Source organism: Salipiger sp. (genome assembly GCF_059781815.1).
Genome location: NZ_JBYNAH010000101.1, coordinates 1 through 16,873, shown reverse-complemented (window position 1 = coordinate 16,873; position 16,873 = coordinate 1). Strand labels below are relative to the sequence as shown.

Annotated in this window: 20 protein-coding genes; 5 read left to right on the top strand and 15 right to left on the bottom strand. The window is 66.2% G+C overall.

Features of this window, described 5'->3' with window-relative positions; all coding sequences use genetic code 11:
* From AC6RA4_RS13240 to AC6RA4_RS13175, 14 genes are all read right to left on the bottom strand, one after another.
* A partial coding sequence (locus AC6RA4_RS13240; RefSeq protein ID WP_500161017.1) for a ClpX C4-type zinc finger protein occupies positions 1–398 on the bottom strand: 398 nt, incomplete at its 3' end.
* A 153-nt stretch (positions 399–551) separates the two neighbouring features.
* Entirely contained in the window at positions 552–1,184 is a 633-nt protein-coding gene (locus tag AC6RA4_RS13235; RefSeq protein ID WP_500161016.1) for an ATP-dependent Clp protease proteolytic subunit, read from the bottom strand.
* A 121-nt stretch (positions 1,185–1,305) separates the two neighbouring features.
* A complete protein-coding gene (locus AC6RA4_RS13230) occupies positions 1,306–2,223 on the bottom strand; it encodes a cation diffusion facilitator family transporter (protein WP_500161014.1) in 918 nt (305 codons plus the stop codon).
* Between the two features lie 113 nt (positions 2,224–2,336).
* Positions 2,337–2,825, bottom strand: a complete 489-nt coding sequence (locus AC6RA4_RS13225; RefSeq protein WP_500161012.1) for a hypothetical protein — start codon at positions 2,823–2,825, stop codon at positions 2,337–2,339.
* A gap of 225 nt (positions 2,826–3,050) precedes the next feature.
* Positions 3,051–3,176, bottom strand: coding sequence for a hypothetical protein (locus AC6RA4_RS13220; RefSeq protein WP_500161011.1), 126 nt, complete (start codon positions 3,174–3,176; stop codon positions 3,051–3,053).
* A 283-nt stretch (positions 3,177–3,459) separates the two neighbouring features.
* On the bottom strand, positions 3,460–4,686 hold the full coding sequence (locus tag AC6RA4_RS13215) for a c-type cytochrome (protein WP_500161009.1): 1,227 nt from the start codon (positions 4,684–4,686) through the stop codon (positions 3,460–3,462).
* Complete coding sequence (soxC, locus tag AC6RA4_RS13210) at positions 4,670–5,947, bottom strand: sulfite dehydrogenase (RefSeq protein ID WP_500161007.1); 1,278 nt, start codon at positions 5,945–5,947, stop codon at positions 4,670–4,672. The genes AC6RA4_RS13215 and soxC overlap by 17 nt, the downstream gene beginning before the upstream one ends.
* Before the next feature lie 29 nt (positions 5,948–5,976).
* Positions 5,977–7,674: a thiosulfohydrolase SoxB gene (gene soxB / locus AC6RA4_RS13205; RefSeq protein ID WP_500161005.1), complete on the bottom strand. Its 1,698-nt coding sequence runs from the start codon at positions 7,672–7,674 to the stop codon at positions 5,977–5,979.
* A 96-nt stretch (positions 7,675–7,770) separates the two neighbouring features.
* On the bottom strand, positions 7,771–8,625 hold the full coding sequence (gene soxA, locus AC6RA4_RS13200; protein WP_500161003.1) for a sulfur oxidation c-type cytochrome SoxA: 855 nt from the start codon (positions 8,623–8,625) through the stop codon (positions 7,771–7,773).
* A gap of 61 nt (positions 8,626–8,686) precedes the next feature.
* A complete protein-coding gene (soxZ, locus tag AC6RA4_RS13195) occupies positions 8,687–9,016 on the bottom strand; it encodes a thiosulfate oxidation carrier complex protein SoxZ (protein WP_500161001.1) in 330 nt (109 codons plus the stop codon).
* Positions 9,017–9,042: 26 nt separating this feature from the next.
* Positions 9,043–9,462 (bottom strand): thiosulfate oxidation carrier protein SoxY, encoded by a 420-nt coding sequence (gene soxY / locus AC6RA4_RS13190; RefSeq protein WP_500161000.1) that lies wholly within the window; start codon positions 9,460–9,462, stop codon positions 9,043–9,045.
* Positions 9,463–9,499: 37 nt separating this feature from the next.
* Positions 9,500–9,973 (bottom strand): sulfur oxidation c-type cytochrome SoxX, encoded by a 474-nt coding sequence (gene soxX / locus AC6RA4_RS13185; protein WP_500160999.1) that lies wholly within the window; start codon positions 9,971–9,973, stop codon positions 9,500–9,502.
* Between the two features lie 145 nt (positions 9,974–10,118).
* Entirely contained in the window at positions 10,119–10,703 is a 585-nt protein-coding gene (locus AC6RA4_RS13180; protein WP_500161018.1) for a thioredoxin family protein, read from the bottom strand.
* Positions 10,704–10,761: 58 nt separating this feature from the next.
* A complete protein-coding gene (locus AC6RA4_RS13175) occupies positions 10,762–11,499 on the bottom strand; it encodes a cytochrome c biogenesis CcdA family protein (RefSeq protein ID WP_500160997.1) in 738 nt (245 codons plus the stop codon).
* A 78-nt stretch (positions 11,500–11,577) separates the two neighbouring features.
* Here AC6RA4_RS13175 and AC6RA4_RS13170 point away from each other — a divergent pair, with 78 nt between their 5' ends.
* The 3 genes from AC6RA4_RS13170 to AC6RA4_RS13160 all read left to right on the top strand — a co-directional run bounded on the left by AC6RA4_RS13170 (position 11,578) and on the right by AC6RA4_RS13160 (position 13,505).
* Positions 11,578–11,988, top strand: coding sequence for a thioredoxin family protein (locus AC6RA4_RS13170; RefSeq protein WP_500160996.1), 411 nt, complete (start codon positions 11,578–11,580; stop codon positions 11,986–11,988).
* Positions 11,988–12,332 (top strand): ArsR/SmtB family transcription factor, encoded by a 345-nt coding sequence (locus AC6RA4_RS13165; RefSeq protein ID WP_500160994.1) that lies wholly within the window; start codon positions 11,988–11,990, stop codon positions 12,330–12,332. The genes AC6RA4_RS13170 and AC6RA4_RS13165 overlap by 1 nt, the downstream gene beginning before the upstream one ends.
* Before the next feature lie 114 nt (positions 12,333–12,446).
* Entirely contained in the window at positions 12,447–13,505 is a 1,059-nt protein-coding gene (locus AC6RA4_RS13160) for a YeeE/YedE family protein (protein WP_500160992.1), read from the top strand.
* 191 nt (positions 13,506–13,696) lie between these two features.
* On the opposite strand, the gene AC6RA4_RS13155 is transcribed toward AC6RA4_RS13160, so the two are convergent.
* A complete protein-coding gene (locus tag AC6RA4_RS13155) occupies positions 13,697–14,284 on the bottom strand; it encodes a riboflavin synthase (RefSeq protein WP_500160990.1) in 588 nt (195 codons plus the stop codon).
* A gap of 93 nt (positions 14,285–14,377) precedes the next feature.
* On the opposite strand from AC6RA4_RS13155, the gene AC6RA4_RS13150 reads away from it, so the two are divergent.
* On the top strand, positions 14,378–15,670 hold the full coding sequence (locus tag AC6RA4_RS13150) for a capsule polysaccharide biogenesis protein (RefSeq protein ID WP_500160988.1): 1,293 nt from the start codon (positions 14,378–14,380) through the stop codon (positions 15,668–15,670).
* A gap of 95 nt (positions 15,671–15,765) precedes the next feature.
* Positions 15,766–16,873: polysaccharide biosynthesis/export family protein (locus AC6RA4_RS13145; RefSeq protein ID WP_500160986.1), on the top strand; the 1,108-nt coding region annotated here is incomplete at its 3' end.

The window sequence follows — 16,873 nt, the reverse complement described above, 5'->3', positions numbered from 1 at the left end:
CGCGCCAGCGTCTGCGCCAGCAGCGTCTTGCCGCAGCCGGTGGGGCCGATCAGCAGGATGTTCGACTTCGCCAGCTCGATATCCGAGCTTTTCTGGCTGTGGTTCAGGCGCTTGTAGTGGTTGTGCACCGCGACCGAGAGCACACGCTTGGCCATTGCCTGGCCGATCACGTAATCATCCAGCACGTCGCAGATCTCGCGCGGGGACGGCACCCCTTCGGAGGACTTCAGGCCGGCGCCCTTGGTCTCTTCGCGGATGATGTCCATGCAGAGTTCGACGCATTCGTCGCAGATGAAGACGGTCGGACCCGCGATCAGCTTGCGCACTTCGTGCTGACTCTTGCCGCAGAAGCTGCAGTAGAGGGTGTTCTTGCTGTCGCCGCCGGAATTCGTCGCCATATCGCACCTTTCAGGGCCATTTCATCGTTTCGGCTGCGCCATTTTGCCAGCCGAAGGCCCATCTTTTTCGCCAATTCTGCAAAGTCTAGGCCAGTGCCCAGCGCTCTACAATCTGAAAAATGCCCCGCCGCGCCGTGGCAGCGGGGCACGCGATTAGGATTTGGCCTCTTCCGCCGCACCGCGGCTTTCGACGATCTCGTCGATGAGGCCCCATGCCTTGGCATCCTCGGGCGACATGAAGTTGTCGCGCTCGAGCGCGGCCTCGACATTCTCGAGAGTCTGGCCGGTGTGCTTCACGTAGATTTCATTGAGGCGGCGCTTCAGCTTCAGCGTTTCCTCGGCGTGAATCATGATGTCGGTGGCCTGGCCCTGGTAGCCGCCGGAGGGCTGGTGGACCATGATCCGGCTGTTGGGCAGCGAGAAGCGCATGCCCGCCTCGCCGGCGGTCAGCAGCAGCGAACCCATGGACGCCGCCTGGCCGATCACCAGGGTCGAAACCTTGGGCTTGATGTACTGCATGGTGTCGTAGATCGACAGACCCGAGGTCACCACGCCGCCGGGGCTGTTGATGTACATCGAGATTTCCTTGCCGGGGTTCTCGGCCTCAAGGTGGAGCAGCTGCGCGACGATCAGGCTCGACATGCCGTCATGCACCGGGCCCGACACGAAGATGATCCGCTCCTTCAGCAGGCGCGAGAAGATGTCGTAGGCGCGTTCGCCGCGGCTGGTCTGCTCGACCACCATCGGGACGAGCGTGTTCATGTATGTCTCAAAAGGGTCTTTCATATCCGCCTGCCTGCTTTCTTCCGTGTGCCTATCTCGTGTGTCTTACCAGATTCTTAGTATCGGCCATGGGGGGCCGCAAGGGCCTGCGGTTCAATTGACACCGAGGTCGTAGGGACAGCGCTCATGCCCCGCCCCAATCCTGCGGCGTTGTGCAGGCGTGGCGGGCACATTCGAGCTCGAGCACCACATGGGTGATGCCGAACCGGTCCTTCATGCGCTGCTTGACCGAGGCCTTGATGGTGTCTGCCTGCCCCCAGGCGCCCTCGCGCACCACCAGATGCGCCTGCAGCGCCGCGCGGTGCTCGTCGATCTGCCAGAGATGCGCCTTGTGCATCCCGTCGACGCCCTCGACCCGGCGCGCCTCGTCGAGCACCTCGCCCGGAGCCAGCTCGGGCGGGCTGCCGAGCATCAGGATGCGGATCACGCCGCCGATCTCGGCAAAGGCCATCCACAGGATGTAGCCGGCGATCAGCAGGGTCACCAGAGGGTCGATCCAGGTCCAGCCGAAGAGAATGATCAGCGTGCCGGCAAAGATCACCGCCAGCGAGCCCAGCGCATCCGCCACGTTGTGCAGGAAGGCGGCGCGGATGTTCACGCTGTCCTTCGACATGGTGTAGGTGAGCAGCGCCGTGATCAGGTCGACCACCAGCGCCACGCCGGCGATGATGACGACCAGCCAGCCCTGCACCGGCTCGGGCGACAGGAAGCGCAGCACCGCCTCCATCACCAGGTAGAGCCCGATGATGATCAGGCTGGTGTAGTTGACCAGCGCCGCCACCACCTCGGCCCGGGCGAAGCCGAAGGGCATCTGCTCGGTCGCCGGGCGGCGGGCGATGCGGCGGGCGACGGCGGCGATGACCAGCGAGATCGCGTCGGAGAAATTGTGCAGCGCGTCGGCAATCATCGCGAGGCTGCCCGAGAAGATTCCGCCCAGCACCTGCGCCACGGTGAGCGCCAGGTTGACCGCGATGGCGCCGATCAGCCTGCCGTCGCCGGCATTGGGATCGATGTGGTGGTGGTGATGATGATCGTGGGGCATCGGCTCGCCTTGATTGCTGCGCTCGTCCCGCACGGGGACGCGCTGCGGGGTCACGCCCACAAGGCGCCGTTGTGTCAGGGAAGGTCAAGCCATTGGCGATCATGATCTCTTGATCATCGCGGCCGCGCCGTCTGGACCAGCGCAGCGAGCGGGTTGCGTGCGTACCATGGGCGATGGCCAAAGCGTTTCTCCCAGAGCACCGCATCGCGCGGCCGCCAGTCGAAGGCCCAGTCCTCGCGCAGCTCACGCCAGTAAAGCCGCCCCTCGTAGCGGCAGGGATCGAGAACGAGGCCACTCTTCAGCGGGTGGCCACGGGCGGTGACGATCACCGCGGAGTGCTCGACCGGATGCAGCGTGCGCGTTGCCGACATCACCGGGGACAGCTCGAGGCTCGAGAAGGGTTCGGCGCGCAGGGCGCGGTAGAACCGGTCGGCCCATGTGTAGCAGAAGCTGCTGGTCTTGATGCCAAGGTGCAGGTCGCGGTCGAGCCTCACCGGTGGGTCGACGCGGCTCATGCTGCGGGCCGTGCTGCGCGACAGGTCGAGGGACAGCTCCGCAAGACGCCCGGCCTCGGCGGTGTCGATGGCGGGCGAAAGCTTCATGATTGCGAGCGCAAGGTCGTTGCGCAGGGATGCGTCTGCGATGGGCAGCCGGTCCGGCGGCCTGGCGCAGCCGGCGATCAGAACGGCGCAGAGGCAAACGAACAGTGGCCACAATACCCTGCGCCACCCTGACCATCGCCGTGTTTCACTGCCCCGCGCCATATCGCGGTGCCTAGCACGGGAAGCGGAAAGGCCGGGTTAACGGGCGCGCGGGCGCGACACGGCTCAGAGCCGCAGGGCAACGGCGCGGGGCAGCGGTTCGGGCGCGGGTTCGGAGTTGTACAGCGGCGCGAAGGCGGCGATCAGGGCGATCAGCCCGGCGAGCAACAGGATGCTGGAACGAAAGCTCACGATAAAATGCTCCGGTCTTCCGTGCGACACGGCACGGCGGCAATGACGAATGGATCCGACCCATAAAACCGGCCGGACCGGGGCCAGGGCGCCCCGCGTGGCATCCTGCCCCAGCGCGGGCCCGGGGCCAATTGCGGAATACCGGACCTTGGCGGACAATCTTCTGCAAACAGGCGACGCCGCACAGCCAAAAAAGACCCGGCGCGAGGGATCGCGCCGGGCCGAGCGTCTGGCATCCAAGGAAGGATGCGGGAGGGACGGCGCCGGGACCGGCGCCGCGGGATCACTCGAAGGTCTTGAGGTACTCGACGACCGCGTCGATATCCTCGGCCTTCTTCAGACCGGCAAAGGCCATCTTGGTGCCCTTGGCATAGCCGCGCGGGTCGCCGAGGAAGCCGTGCAGCGCCTCGCTGTCCCAGACACCGCCCATCTCGGCCAGCGTCTTGGAGTATTTGAAGTCGCCGACCGCGGCGATCTCACGACCGACGACGCCGTTCAGTTCCGGTCCGGTGCGGTTCTTGGCGCCCTCGCCCACCTGGTGGCAGGCCTTGCACTTGCGGAACACCTTTTCGCCCTCGGCGGCCAGCGCGGCGTCGATCGCCGCGGTCTCGACCGGAGCGGCCTCGGCAGGCGCCTCCTCGGCCGCTGGCGCAGCCTCCTCGGCCACGGCGGCGACCTCCTCGACCTCGGCCTCCTGCTCGCCGGTCGAGGCCTCCGCCTCTGCAGCCGCCTCGGTGCCGCCGTGATCCGGCGTCACGTCGAGCACGGTGGCGCGCATGGTGATCTCGACGCTTTCCTTGCAGTTCTCCATGCAAGGCTCGGCGCGCCAGAGGCTGTATTCCGTCTCGGCCCGGTCATCGACGATGAAGCCGTCGGCATTGGGCATCTCGAACTCGGCGAAATTGTCCTGGTTGAGCTCGAAATCGTCATCCACGAGATCGTTGGAATAGAGGATGTAGGCGGTGATCGCGTAGACCTCGTCGGGCGTCAGCGACTGCGCGTTGCCGAAGGGCATCGAGCGGTGGACATAGTCCCACACGGTCGAGAGGTAGGGCCAGTAGCTGCCCACGGTCTTGAGCGGATCCTCGTCGGCGAGGGTGCCCGACCCACCGGCCAGCTTCGGCCAGTTGTCGACGCCCTCGGCGAAGGAGCCGTGGCAGACCGCGCAGTTTTCCTCGAACACTTCCTCACCGGTCCAGACATCGCCCGAGCCGACCGGAAGACCGGTGCCGTCGGGGCTCACGTCCATGTCCCAGGCCGCGACCTCTTCGGGGAGCGCCGCGCGGCCGAGGCCGAACTTGGCGTCACCGTCGGTGGTGGCGGCGGTGGCAGCACCGACCAGCACGCCCGAAGGCGCCTCGGCGACCGACTCGGGGGCCGGCAGCGCCGCCATGGTGCGCGGGTTCTCGGGGAAATCGGCGACGAAGCGGTCGGCGAAGTTCACCGCCAGCGTCAGCGTCCCGAGGATGCCGATCGCCGTACCGGCGTAGAGCTTAAGAGACTTCGACATTTTCGGCCTCTCCGTTGGATTTCACCCACCAGGTCTGGATGCAGTTGTTGTGATAGATCGAGTTCAGGCCGCGCACCTCGCGCAGCTGCGCCTTGGTCGGCTGGACGTACCCGGTTTCATCCATGGCGCGGGACTGGAGGAACCACTCCTCGCCGTTCCACTCGGTGTCGAGGTAGAAGCGCACCAGCGCCTTGTTGGCGGGATCGGCGGCGAGGCGCGCGGTCTCCCAGGTCTTGCCGCCATCCTTGGAGACGTCGACGCGGGTGACCTTGCCGTGGCCCGACCACGCCATGCCGGTGATCACCACCGGGCCGTGGCCGTGGGTGATCGGCATCTGCGGGCTCGGCGAGGTGACGACCGACTTGGCGTCCATCACCCAGGTCCACTTGCGCGAGGTGCCGTCGGCCAGCGTGTCGGTGTACTTGGAGGTCTCCTCGCGGCTCTCGACGGGGCCGTCCATGATCTCCATGCGGCGCACCCACTTGACCCACATGTTGCCTTCCCAGCCCGGCACCACGAGGCGCGCGGGATAGCCGTGCTCCTTGCGCAGCGCCTCACCGTTGGCCTTGATCGCGATCAGGCAGTCGTCGAGCGCCTTCTCGAGCGGGATCGAGCGCCCGTTCGACGAGGCGTCCGCCCCCTCGACATAGAGCCACTTGCCCTCGACCTCGCCCGACCAGCCGGCCTCGGCCAGCAGGGTGCGGACGGGGATGCCCGAGTATTCCATGTTGTGGATCATGCCATGGGTGAACTGCGCGCCGTTGAGCTGCGCGCCCGCCCATTCCATGCCGGTGTTGGCCGCGCATTCGAGGAAATACACGTGGTTCTCGCGCGGGAAGCGCTCGAGATCGGCATAGCTGAACACCATCGGCGTCTCGACATCGCCGTTGATCATCAGCCGGTAATCGTCCTTGCTGAGCTCGATGGCGCCGGAATGGTGCCGCTCGAAGGCGCAGCCCGCCGGCGTGATGGTGCCGTCGAGCGCGTGGATCGGGGTGAAGTTGATCGACGAGATCGTGTCGGCGGTGAGCCATTCCACGTTGCGGCGGATGACATCGTCCTCGAACTTGATCGGCAGGCCGTAGGGCGTGGCATCGACGCCGTCGCCGAAGCCGCTGGCCCAGCCCTGCACCTCGGTGATCAGCGGATCGGGCTCGGCGGCGCGCGCCACGCCGGCCGCGACGGTGCCCGCGCCCACGGCCGCGGCGCCCGTCAGGAACTGACGGCGCGAGGCGGAGGCGGCTTTCTTCTCTGTCGCCATGTTGGTTCTCCTGTTCATGCGCGGCGGGCTCAGGCGCCCACCACCTCGACACTGGTGTTGGGCTCCAAGGTGACGGTGCCCAGCTTGCGGACGTGGCTCTCGACCACATCCCAGATCTGCGGTCCCTCGGTGCCTTCGTTGACGCTGGCCCAGCCGGCGACCATGTAGGTCTTGGACGGATCGATGGCCTCGCCGGTCTTGAGCAGCGTCATCTCGGAAATACGCTCGCCCTGCGGCTTGGTGACGTCGATGCGGTAGCCCATGCCACCAATGCGGACCATGTCCCCGCCCTGCTGGTAATAGGGATCGGGGTTGAAGATGTTGTCGGCCACGTCCTCGAGGATCACCTTGATGAACTCGCCGGTCATCTCGGTGCGGTAGGCCTCGCCATAGGACATCGAGGTGACGTTCCAGATGTCCTCGCGGGTGATCGGATCGCCCGGGATCAGGCTCGGGCCCCAGCGCACGCCCGGGGACATGGCGATGTCGGCCTCGCGCTCGGACATCAGCGCGTCGCAGATCAGGTCGTCCCACGAGCCGTTGAAGTTGCCGCGGCGATAGAGCAGCTCATCGGTCTGGCCGACGACCTCCTCGAGCTCGGCCTTGTAGGGGGCGCGCTGCTCGTCGATCAGCTTCGCGACCTCGGCGTCGGGGGTGATCACGTCCGAGAAGATCGGGATCAGCTTGTGGCGGAAGCCCATCATGCGGCCGTCGCGCACGTCGAGATCGACGCGGGAGACGAACTTGCCGTTGGAGCCCGAGGCCACGATGATGGTCTCGCCCACCAGCACCGGCTCGGGCAGCGCGTCATGGGTGTGGCCCGAGAGGATGACGTCGATGCCGGTGACGATGCCGGCCATCTTCTTGTCGACGTCAAAGCCGTTGTGGCTCAGGCAGACCACCAGTTCGGCGCCCATGCCGCGCACCTCGTCGACCATCTCCTGCATGTGCTCGTCGCGGATGCCGAAGCTGTATTCCGGGAACATCCAGCGCGGGTTCGCGATCGGCATGTAGGGGAAGGCCTGACCGATCACCGCGACCTTCACGCCGCCGCGCTCGAAGAACTGGTAGGGCTTGAAGAGCTCGGCGGGCTCGTCCCACTCGGCGTCGAAGATGTTCTGGCCGAGGGCTGCGAATGGCAGCCCCTCGACGATCTCCTGCACCCGCTCGGAGCCCAGGGTGAACTCCCAATGGAAGGTCATCGCGTCGGGCTTGAGCGCGTTCATCACGTTGACCATGTCCTGACCGGCGGTCTTGTAGCAGGTCATCGAGCCGTGCCAGGTATCGCCGCCGTCGAGCAGGATGGCATCGGGGCGGTCGGCGCGGATGGCGTTGATCACGGTGGCCACGCGGTCCATGCCACCGACCTTGCCATAGCCCTTCGCGAGCGAGGAAAAGTCGTTGTAGGTCAGCGCGTAATGCGAGGGCGAGCCGTCATCTATGCCGTAGAGCTTGCGGAAATCGGCGCCGGTCACGTGCGGCACCTCGCCCTTGTTGGGGCCGACGCCGATATTCACTTCCGGCTCGCGGAAATAGATCGGCTTGAGCTGGGCGTGGATGTCGGTGACGTGGATCAGCGAGACGTTTCCGAACGTATCGAACTGGAGAAGCTGGTCCTGCGTGAGGCTCTGCTGCGCGGCGAGCCGCGCCCAGTTGCCGAAGCCGCTGGCGCCATAGAGCGCCGAGGCCGCCATCGAGACCTGAAGGAAATCGCGTCTTGAGATCATGGGAGGGATCTTTCGTCTGGCTCGCGACACACATTCGCATGTGTGAATTGGTTAAGAAAGGGAAACCCCGTGCGTTCTCACGCACGGGGCAATGGTTCAGTTGCGGACCGAGGGGCCTTCGACGTCGAGGCCGTTGCCGCGCGAGGCGACATAGAGCTCGAGCGCCACGAACTCCGGCGAGCCCGGCGAGAAGGTCTCGGCGCGGGTGTCGCGGATGCAGCCCTTGAAACGGCCATGGGTGCCGTTCAGCTTGGCGTTCTTCAGGCGATAGGTCGGGAAGGCGTTGATCTGGCCCTGCGACAGGTGGTCGGCGCGGATGTAGTTGCCGTAGTTCTGCTCGTGGCAGGAGGCGCAGGACAGCTCGAGAAGACCGTACCGGGTGTAGTAGATCTCCTTGCCCTTTTCCCACATCTCGGCGGCGGGGCCGTCGATGGCGACGTTGACCGGCATGCCGCGCGACACCGAGGCCAGCAGCGCCTCCATGTTGATCGCGTTGGCGGAGTCGTATTTCCACGGCTCGGCGCCCATGCGGTTTTCGCGGCAGTCGTTCATCTGCATCTGCAGGGTGCGAACCTCGCCGGCCTCTTCGTTCCACTTCGGATAGACCGCCTTCACGCCGGCCATGTCCTCGGGCGCGCCGTGGCACGAGGCACAGGATTTCTCCTCGGTGCCTTCGACGGCGTTCCAGGTATCGATGCCCTGGTCGACGAAGATCATGCCGGGGTTGTCGAAATCATCCATTTCCATGGCCTGGGTGTCGTCGTCGCGGAAATGCCAGCCCGAGATCACCTCGTCGAGGTGACCGTCGAGATGCGGCGCCGCGGCAGCCTTGGTCGTGATCTCGAGGTCTTCGTTGATGATGAGCGTGTCATCATCGGCACCGCCCGCCGCAAGCATCGGGGCGGTCAGGGCCAGCATGGCGGCGGCCGCCGTCATCGTCCTGAAAATCATTTAGGTTCCCTCCCTGAAAAGCCCCGCCCCGCACCTCTGCGGGACAGGGTTTTGTTCTCGCTCAGCTGATCTCGATCGCTTTGGTGTCCTCGTAGACCGAGCCGTCGTCGTCGTACCAGGTGAACTTGAACTCGCCCGCTTCGGGCACGGTGGCCTCGAATTCGAAATACGGGTTCGTCGAGATCGCCGCTTCCATGGTCACGTCGATGACGCTCTCGCCGTTGAATTCACAGGTGAAGCGGTTGATGATCGAGCGCGGGATCACGTTGCCCGAGCTGTCCTTGCGCTGGCCGGATTCCATCGGGTGGCTGATCAGGGTCTTGAGCGTGATCGCCTCACCTGCAGATGCCGACTTCGGGACTTTGACGCGGGGTTTGACGCCGTCTGCCATATGCTTTGTCTCCTATGTTAAGCCGATCAGCCGCCGCAGCCGCCGATGGTCACTTTGACGGTCTTCGACGCCTTGGCGAACGAGCCGTCGGCCAGCTTGGCGATCGCCACCACGTCCTGCGTGCCGGCGAGGCGGATGCGGGTCGAGGCGTATTGCGAGGCCGCCAGGGGGCCGAACTTGAAGGTGGCCACGCCCGGGGTCGGGTTGCCGGTGGCGAGCACGAGGATCTCGGTCGCACCTTCGGCGCTGACTTCGATCGGCACGGTGTTGCCGTTCTCGGCGATTTCCGGCGCGGTCAGGTCGATGCCTGCATCGGCCATGTCGGCGCCGCCGGTGAATTCCGCGATCCGCTCCTCGGTGGTGGCGGCATAGGCCCCCTTCGGCAGCATGGCGATCAGCGCGGCAGCCCCGCCCACGGCAAGGGTTTCACGACGTGTGAATTCCATGTTTCCGTTTCTCCTGAACAAGTTTCGGTCGCGTTGGTCAGTCTTGCAGGGTCATGAGGAACGCGACCACGTCCTCGATATCCTGGGCCGACAGGATCGGCTCGATCGGCTCTTTCGCCGCCTTGCCGGTGTATCCGTCGCCCGGGCGGGTGAACCCGCTTGTCTTGTAGAAGGACGGCATCACCGTGCCTTCGAAGGTCATCTTGGCGTTGGCCACGATGCCGCGCAGCTCTTCGGCGGAACGGTAGCCGCCGACACCGTCGAGCACCGGTCCGACCTCGCCCTGGAAGGGCACGTCGGGAAGCGCGGTCACCGCGTGGCACGACACGCAGTTGCCCAACGACTTGGTCGAAAAGATCTCGCGCCCCTTGTCGGCATTGCCCTCGGCGCCGCTCAGCGAAGCCTCAACCTCGCCATACTCGCCATAGGTGACGTCATCGGGGGCCACGCCGTTCGCGAAAGCCGCTCCCGCGACCAGAACGCCGGCAAGTGTCAGTCCAGTAAGCTTCATGTTCCCTCCCTTGGCTCCAGCGGCCCTCTCCCGGGCCGTTTCCTCCGTAGCTGCGGGATACCGTAGTCTACCGTCCGGCCTCCACGCAACAACAAATTCACAGACATGAATTTTAATATTATTTCGCAGACGCAGCATTCCCGTTCTAGTCGAACTTGCCGTTGTTGCGTTCCTGGATGCGGCGCGCGTGGTAGCGTTGGAAGTCCTCACCGTTATCAAGCTCGTAGCGCTTTTCCGCGACCCAGGTGAACATATCCATCGTGGTGCCCTTGGCGAAGGCGCCGGGCATCACCGCCACCGCCGCCTCGATCGCGGTGCCATCTTCGGGCACCTCTTCCGGCAGGAAGATGATGTTGGGCGTGAACAGAACGCGCCACTTACGCGCCGCGTCCTTCTCGGCCAGCGATTCTCCGTCGAAATCGACGATCTCGGTGTCGCCGTGCAGGTTGATCTGCACCACGAAGAAGTTCTCCTCGATGAACTCGGCCACGTCGGGCTGCGAGAACACCTCCTCGTGCATCTTGTGGCAGTAGATGCAGCCGCGCTGCTCGACGAAGAGCACCAGCCGCTTGCCCTCGTCATTGGCCTCGGCGAGGTCCTCGCGCAGGTCCTTGAAGGTGTCGCGCATCCACGGCTCCTTGTAGAGCCCGTCATCGCCCATCGGGGCGACCTCGGCCCAGACGGGCAGTGCCAGCGCCGCCGCAAACGCGGCTCCGATCCATGCTTTCATCATCTCCCTCCTCCTTTGCCCGGGCTCGACACGAGGCCGGCGCGCTCCAGACCCGGGCTCAGCTCAGCGATGTCCAGCTCGGGAACGTGTCGATCATCCATTGCGCGATGACGTTCACGGTGTCGGTGGCGATGAGGATCGCGAACAGGATCAGCATCGCCCCCATGAGTTTCTCAACATATTGCAGCTTGCCCCGGTGCCGCGCGGTCCAGCGCAGGAACGGCCCCGAGAACAGCGCCGCGATCACGAAGGGCGCGGTCATGCCGATGCCGTAGACCAGCAACAGAAGCCCGCCCCGGAAGATGTCGCCCATGCCGCTGGCGATCATCAGGATCGAGGCCAGCGCCGGGCCGACGCAGGGCGTCCAGCCGAAGCCGAAGGCCAGCCCCATGACATAGGCGCCGAGCACGCTGGTGGGCTCGACCTTGCTCTCCATCCGGGCCTCGCGGTGCAGGAGCGGCACCCGGATCACGCCGAGGAAATGCAACCCGAAGACCAGCAACACGGCGGCGGCGACATAGGAGAGCGGCTGCTTCCAGTCGGCAAAGGCCTGCCCCACCGCCGTCGCCCCCATGCCGAGCAGCACGAAGATCGTGGTGACGCCGGCGGCAAAGAACAGCGCCGAGAGCACGAGGCGGCGCTGCGCCCCGGCCTCGATCCCGGCGTCGTCGCGCAGCTCGGCCATCGAGATGCCGGCCATGTAGCAGAGATAGAAGGGAACCATCGGCAGGATGCAGGGCGTGAAGAAGCTCAGCAGCCCGGCCAAGGCGGCACCGGCGAACGAGATGTCAAGCACGGCGCCTCCCCTCGCTCGCTTGAATAATTCACATATTCATATTATGTTGACCGAAACCCGTTCGTCAATCGGTGTGCGATGGTAATCTCGAGAACGCTTGCCGCGGGCGCTGCGGCGCTTCTGCTCCTGACCGGGCCCGCCCTCGCGGACATCCGGCTTGTGATGGTGGCCCAGCACGGCTGCACCTACTGCGCCGCGTGGGACGCGCAGATCGCGCCGGCCTATCCGAACACGGCCGAGGGGCGGTTTGCGCCGCTTTTGCGGGCAGATCTGCGCGAGGGGCCGCCCGAGGGGGTTTCTTATAAGCGTAAAGTCTTGTTCACACCGACATTCATTCTGGTAGAAGACGGTGATGAACTCGCCCGGCTCGAAGGATACCCGGGCGAAGACTTTTTCTGGCCCCTGCTCTCGCGCCTGCTGGAGCAACATACGGCATTCGATCCGGACGCGGCAGTGGAGACGCCCGCGCAGATTCTGGAGGGTGGGTGATGAATATGGCACTTCCGGTGATCCACGACGATCTGAGCGACGACGATCTCGATCAGATCGCCGACAAGGCGGCGGTGGCCTCGGCCTTCCTCAAGGCGATCAGCCACGAGGGCCGGCTGATGATCCTGTGTCACCTCGTGACCGGCGAAAAATCCGTGACGGAGCTCGAAGAGCTGCTTTCCGCCCGACAGGCGGCGGTGTCGCAGCAGCTCTCCCGGCTGCGCCTCGAAGGGCTGGTGGTGCCCCGTCGCGAGGGCAAGGCGATCTATTACCGCCTCGCCGACGACCGTCCGAAGCGCATGCTCGAGACGGTCTACGAACTGTTCTGCCAGGACGAGACCTGACCGTTTCGGGCGCTGCCCGAACGGTACACATTCAAGCTTTCGCTTGAGTCTCTCCCACCCCGCGCGCATACTCGCCAGCCGTGGCATCGAGCCCGCCGGGAGGGAGGAATCGGCATGTTCGAGATGGTAAGCGAACATCATCTGGTCGCACTGATCGGGCTGGGCAGCGGCCTGCTGCTCGGGCTCGCGGCGCGGCTCGGGCGCTTCTGCACCCTCGGCGCGATCGAGGACCTGCTCTATGGCGGCTCGGACCTGCGGATGCGGATGTGGGGCATCGCCATCGGCACCGCCATCCTCGGCAGCTTCGGCCTGATGAGCGCGGGTCTCTTCACCCCCTCCGACAGCTATTACCTCTCGATCCGCTGGATGCCGCTGGCCTCGATCCTCGGCGGGCTCGCCTTCGGCTACGGCATGGCGCTGGCCGGGAATTGCGGCTACGGCGCGGTCGCCCGGCTCGGCGGCGGCGACCTGCGCAGCTTTGTCATCGTGCTGGTGATGGGGGTCTCGACCTACGTGGTCCTCGCCGGCCCTCTGGCACCGCTGCGCGCCGCGCTCTTCCCCCAGCAGGAGGTGATGAGCGCCACGCCACCGGGCATCGCCCACCAGCTCGGCCGGCTCACCGGCCTGCCCGCAAACCTGCTCGGCATGGCGCTGGGACTGGCGCTGATGGCGGTCTCGCTCGCCTCACGCGGGCTCTGGGCCAAGCCGAAACAGATCTTCTGGGCGGCGATGGTCGGGCTTGGCGTGGTCCTTGCCTGGGCCGGCACCGCCTGGGTGGCGCGCACCGGCTTCGCCGGGCTGCCGGTGGTCTCGCACAGCTTTGCCGCCCCCCTCGGCGACACCATCCTGTGGTGGATGACCGGCTCTGTGCGGCCACTCTCCTTCGCCGTGGGCTCGGTGGCCGGCGTCTGGGCCGGCGCCTTCCTCGGCTCGCTGATCAAGGGTCACTTCCGCTGGGAGGCCTGCGAGGACCCGCGCGAGCTGCGCCGGCAGATCCTCGGCGCGGCGCTGATGGGCGCCGGCGCGGTGATCGCCATGGGCTGCACCATCGGACAGGGGCTCTCGGCCTTCTCGGTGCTGGCCTTCTCGGCACCGGTGACCATGGCGGCGATCTTCGCCGGCGCGGCGCTCGGACTGCGGCAGCTCATCGTCGGGTTCCAGCCGGCGGAGTGAGGCGAGGGTTGGACGGCGTCTGGGGAGACATTCGCTGCCCCCGCCGTTCCACAAAGCGGGGCACTCAGACAGAAGAGGGGGCGCTGCCCCCGTCCGCCTTCGGCGGCCTCCCCCGAGGTATTTTTGAACCAGAGAAGACAGGGTGTGGCGAGGTGATGGGGGCCTCCGGAGGCTTTGAGGCCGTACCGGGCTCAGCTCATTTCGGCGAGGCGGGCGACGTAGCGGGCCAGCGTGTCGATCTCGAGATTGATCCGATCGCCGACCTTCACCGCGCCCCAGGTGGTGACCTCCTTGGTGTGCGGGATGAAGTTGATGCCGAAATCGCAGCCCGCGACCTCGTTCACCGTCAGCGAGGTGCCGTTCAGCGCCACCGAGCCCTTGGGCGCGATGAATTTCGCCAGGGCTTGCGGCGCGCGCAGGGTGACGCGGGTGCTGTCGCCCTCATCGCGCATCGCCACCACCTCGGCCAGCCCGTCCACATGGCCCGAGACGATGTGGCCGCCAAGCTCGTCGCCGACCTTGAGCGCGCGTTCGAGATTGATCCGGCGGCCCTCGCTCCAACCTCCGAGATTGGTCTTCGACACGGTCTCGGCGCTGATCTGCACGTCGAACCAGTCGGGGCCGAGATCGATCACCGTCAGGCACACGCCGTCGCAGGCGATCGAGGCGCCGATCTCGATCCCGGACGTGTCGTAGCCGGTGCCGATCCGCGCGGTCAGGTCACCCGCCTGCTTGAGGCTGCGCACCTCGCCCATATCCGTCACGATGCCGGTGAACATCCGCCCTCTCCCGGCCCGCCCAACGCGGGCCTTATTTTCGCCGGGAAACCCCGGTATGGATTGCTGTTACAGGCGAAGCATTAGCGGGGCGACATGACCAAGGCAACCGTTCCCGCCCGGGTGTTCCTCTTCCTGCAGGGGCCCCACGGGCCCTTCTTCCACCGGCTGGGCAGCATGCTGCGCCGCGCCGGGGCCGAGGTCTGGCGCGTCGGCTTCAACGCCGGCGACCGTGCCTTCTGGTTTCACCCCGGAAGCTACCTCCCCTTCGATGGCACACCCGAGGACTGGCCCGCCCGGCTCGAGGCGCTGCTCGACGAGAAACGCGTCACCGATCTCGTCCTCTATGGCGACACCCGCCGCATCCACGCCGAGGCCATCGCCAGCGCCCGCGCCCGCGGCCTGACGGTGCATGTGTTCGAGGAAGGCTACATGCGACCCTACTGGGTGAGCTACGAGCGCGGCGGCGCCAACGGGCATTCCCGGCTGATGGACATGGGCATCGAAGAGATGCGCAACGCGCTGGCGCAATCCGACATGGAGGCGCCCCTGCCCCCCGGTCACTGGGGCGACATGCGCCAGCACATCTTCTACGGCGCGCTCTACCACTGGTTCGTGATGTTCCGGAACGGCGCCTACCGCAACTTCCGCCCGCATCGCGACCTCAACGTGGCGCAGGAATTCCAACTCTACATCAAGCGGCTGCTGCTGATGCCGCTGCACCGGGCCGAGCGTCTGGCCGAGACCCTGCGCATCCGCCGCGGCGGCTTTCCCTATCATCTCGTGCTGATGCAGCTCGAGCATGACGCGAGCTTCCGCCAGCACTCGCCCTTCACCTCGATGACCGAGTTTCTCGAGCTGGTGCTCGAGGGCTTCGCCGAGGGCGCGCCGGGGCATCATCACCTCGTCTTCAAGGCGCACCCGCTCGAGGACGGGCGGGCCCCGGTGCGGCGCACGATCCGCGATGCCGCGAAGCGCCTTGGCATCGCCGACCGGGTGCATTTCGTGCGCGGCGGCAAGCTTGCGCAGCTGTTGAACGATGCGCGCACCGCGGTCACGGTGAACTCCACCGCCGGTCAGCAGGTGCTCTGGCGGGGGATTCCGCTCAAGGTCTTCGGCGAGGCGGTCTATGCCAAGCCCGAGTTCGTTTCCGATCAGCCGCTGGCGGAATTCTTTGCCCGCCCGGCCCGGCCGGACAACCGCGCCTATCGCGACTACCGGCGCTATCTGCTTGAAACCAGCCAGATTCCCGGCGGTTTCTACTCCTCGCGCGGGCGCCGGCAGCTGCTGCGTCTGGTGGTCGACATGATGCTCTCGGACGACGACCCCTACGATGCCCTGCGCCACGGCACCGCGGCCCCTCGGCAACAGTTGCGCGTCGTGCGCTGACGCAGGGAAACCGTCGGACTGGCTTTTGAGGCCGGATTCCGATAGGTTAGCGAAAAAACCTGAGGCAGATAAGAACAGGTCGAGGAGACCGAGCAGTGAACTTTTCCACCACACGATGGGTGAAGACCGTCGCGGTGCTTGCCGCGATGTCCATCCTGGCCTCCTGCACGTTGCCGCGGTCTGGCCCCACCAAGAGCGAGATCTTCGCCGGCTCCGTCATGCGCGAGGGCGACGCCTTCGTGGTCACCGTCAACGACCGGGTGAGCCGCGCCACCGCCGTGGTGCCCGCCCTCGGCTTTTCCGAGGGCTTCCAGAACGCCTCCGTCGTCGGCTCCGACACGATCCAGCCCGGCGACACGCTGGGCCTGACAGTCTGGGAAAACGTCGATGACGGCCTGCTGGTCGCCGAGACCGCCAACGCCACGGCGCTGGAAGAGGTGCAGGTCGATGGCTCGGGCTTCATCTTCGTGCCCTACGCGGGCCGCATCCGCGCCGCCGGCAACTCGCCCGAAGCGGTGCGCCGGATCATCACCGAGCGCCTCGCCGAACAGACCCCGGACCCGCAGGTCGAGGTGCGCCGCCTTGCCGGCGACGGCTCGACCGTGAGCCTCGTGGGCGCGGTCGGCGGCCAAGGCGTCTATGCCATCGAGCGCCCGACCCGCACGCTTTCGGCCATGCTCGCCCGCGCCGGCGGCATCACGCTGGAGCCCGAGATCACCCAGATCTCGGTGATCCGCGGCCAGCAGACCGAGCGCATCTGGTTCCAGGATCTCTACAAGAACCCGCGCTTCGACATCGCGCTGCGCGGCGGCGACAAGATCCTTGTCGAGGCCGACACCCGCTCGTTCACCGCGCTCGGCGCCACCGGCACCCAGGCCCGCGTGCCGTTCGAGACCCAGACCCTTTCGGCGCTCGAGGCGATCGCCCAGGTGGGCGGCCTGCTCTCGACCACCGCCGACCCGACCGGTGTCTTCGTGATGCGCAACGAGCCGCCCGAGATCGCCAACCAGGTGCTGGGCCGCTCCGACCTGATCGGCGCGCAGCGCATGGTCTACGTGCTGGACCTGACGCAGCCCAACGGCATGTTCATGGCCCGCGATTTCGCCGTGCGCGATGACGACACGCTTTACGTGACCGAGGCACCCTTTGCCCAATGGTCCAAGGTTATCGGCGCGCTCACCGGCACGCTCGGGCAGGTCATCT